Source organism: Halomonas sp. LBP4 (genome assembly GCF_003202205.1).
GTDB classification, from domain to species: domain Bacteria; phylum Pseudomonadota; class Gammaproteobacteria; order Pseudomonadales; family Halomonadaceae; genus Halomonas; species Halomonas flagellata.
This window is the reverse complement of sequence record NZ_PDOG01000024.1, coordinates 1-1,924: the sequence shown is the minus strand read 5'-3', so window position 1 is coordinate 1,924 and position 1,924 is coordinate 1. Positions and strand designations below refer to the sequence as shown.

Below are 1,924 nucleotides of genomic sequence, written 5' to 3'. Positions count from 1 at the left end.
GTTGACGAGCGGCCGCGGGATGGCTAGATTCTGATCAGGTTTCGTTATCCGGAACTTTTTGTACCACAAAAACATCAATCGGCGGCGCGCCGAGGAGGACCCGATGAGCACCCCAGAGAGCCAAGACACCCGCAGCGTCGTGCAGGGCCAGCAGACGATGACCCCCTCGGAGGCCTTCGTCGAAACCCTGGTCGCCAACGGCGTGACCGACATGTTCGGCATCATGGGCTCGGCGTTCATGGACGCCATGGACATCTTCGCCCCGGCCGGCATCCGCCTGATCCCGGTGGTCCACGAGCAGGGCGCCGGCCACATGGCCGACGGCTACGCCCGGGTCTCCGGCCGCCACGGCCTGGTGATCGGCCAGAACGGGCCGGGCATCTCCAACTGCGTGACGGCGATCGCGGCGGCCTACTGGGCGCACAGCCCGGTGGTGATCGTCACCCCGGAAGCCGGCACCACCGGCATCGGCCTGGGCGGCTTCCAGGAGTGCCACCAGCTGCCGATGTTCCAGGAGTTCACCAAGTACCAGGGCCACGTCACCCACCCGGCGCGCATGGCCGAGTACACCGGCCGCTGCTTCGACCGGGCGATGGCCGAGATGGGCCCGACCCAGCTCAATATCCCGCGCGACTACTTCTACGGCGAGATCGAATGCGAGATCCCCGAGCCCTCGCGAGTCGACCGTGGCCCGGGCGGTACCAAGACCCTCAACGAGGCCGCCGAGCTGCTGGCCAAGGCCGAGTTCCCGGTGATCGTCTCCGGCGGCGGCGTGGTGATGGCCGACGGCGTGGAGGCCTGTCAGGCGCTGGCCGAGCGGCTGGGGGCGCCGGTGGTCAACAGCTACCAGCACAACGATTCCTTCCCGGCCAGCCACCCGCTGTGGTGCGGCCCGTTGGGCTATCAGGGCTCCAAGGCGGGCATGAAGCTGATCGCCCGGGCCGATGTGGTGGTGGCGCTGGGCACCCGCCTGGGGCCGTTCGGTACCCTGCCGCAGCACGGCCTGGACTACTGGCCGAAGGACGCCAAGATCATCCAGATCGACGCCGACCACAAGATGCTGGGGCTGGTGAAGAAGATCGCGGTGGGCATCTGCGGCGACGCCAAGGAAGCCGCCGAGGCGATCACCGAGCGCCTGGCCGGCCGTACGCTGGCCTGCGACGCCAGCAAGGCCCAGCGGGCCGAGACCATCGCCAGCGAGAAGGCGGCCTGGGAGCAGGAGCTGGATGAGTGGACCCATGAGCGCGACCCCTACAGCCTCGACGCCATCGACGAGGCCCAGGGCGAGACGCCGTTCTCCGGCGGCGAGTACCTGCATCCGCGCCAGGTGCTGCGCGAGCTGGAGAAGGCGATGCCCGAGGACGTGATGGTCTCCACCGACATCGGCAACATCAACGCCGTGGCGCACAGTTACCTGCGCTTCGAGAAGCCGCGCAGCTTCTTCGCGCCGATGAGCTTCGGCAACTGCGGCTACGCCTTCCCCACCATCATCGGCGCCAAGGTGGCCGCGCCGCACCGCCCGGCGATCGCCTACACCGGCGACGGCGCCTGGGGCATGAGTCTGATGGAGACCATGACCGCGGTGCGTCATAACATCCCGGTGACCGCGGTGGTGTTCCACAACCGCCAGTGGGGGGCGGAGAAGAAGAACCAGGTGGAGTTCTACAACCGGCGCTTCGTGGCCGGTGAGCTGGACAACCAGAGCTTCGCCGAGATCGGCCGGGCGATGGGCGCCGAGGGCATCACCGTGGACCGCCTCGAGGACGTGGGGCCGGCGCTGCAGAAGGCGGTGGAGCTGCAGATGATCGAGGGCAAGACCTGCATCATCGAGATCATGTGCACCCGGGAGCTGGGCGACCCGTTCCGCCGCGACGCGCTGAAGAAGCCGGTGCGCCTGCTGGAGAAGTACCAGGACTACGTCTGA

General features: G+C 68.0%; 1 protein-coding gene. It reads left to right on the top strand.

The window, feature by feature from the left end; all coding sequences use genetic code 11:
• The first annotated feature begins 103 nt into the window (after window positions 1–103).
• Window positions 104–1,924 (top strand): sulfoacetaldehyde acetyltransferase, encoded by a 1,821-nt coding sequence (gene xsc / locus CR157_RS21945; protein ID WP_181422153.1) that lies wholly within the window; start codon window positions 104–106, stop codon window positions 1,922–1,924.

Coding starts and splice junctions, on each gene's coding strand:
- xsc (WP_181422153.1), top strand. CDS start 104: ATGAGCACCCCAGAGAGCCAAGACACCCGCAGCGTCGTGCAGGGCCAG.